Origin of the sequence: Nocardioides cremeus (genome assembly GCF_030518195.1) — a bacterium.
Lineage (GTDB): Bacteria > Actinomycetota > Actinomycetes > Propionibacteriales > Nocardioidaceae > Nocardioides > Nocardioides cremeus.
On the sequence record NZ_JAULSC010000076.1, the window covers coordinates 1 to 372 of the forward strand.

Consider the following 372-nt stretch of genomic DNA (forward strand, 5'->3'; position numbering starts at 1 on the left):
GAAGAATTTGGGCTTCTTTTTTCCTTTATCTCCTTGACCGTCCCACCATTTAGCACCTTGTCCATCCAAAGTGGCACCGGTACCCACAACGGTTACTTTGCTTCCTTTGATTTCAATCAGAGGACCGTCCCATTCAGCATATTCCCATTTCAAAGTACCTTGGAAAGTCAAAGTGGCTCCACTTTTCAAGTTAAGTGCCAATGTCGTTTTCGCTGGTACGGTGAGGTCCTTAAGAATCAAGGCGCTGCAGCTTTGTACGGCTGCGGCGACATCAGCGTATTTTGTAACGGTACAACTTGCTTCCACCGGCTCAAGAGGTGAAGCAGACACCGCTGCAACAATAGCTAGGATAGCAACTAAGTTAACGTACAT

Annotated in this window: 1 protein-coding gene; it reads right to left on the minus strand. The window is 46.8% G+C overall.

What is annotated here, in order from left to right; genetic code table 11:
- Window positions 1-330: glycosyl hydrolase family 28 protein (locus QWJ41_RS20785; protein WP_302710377.1), on the minus strand; the 330-nt coding region annotated here is incomplete at its 3' end.
- Window positions 331-372 lie beyond the last annotated feature (42 nt).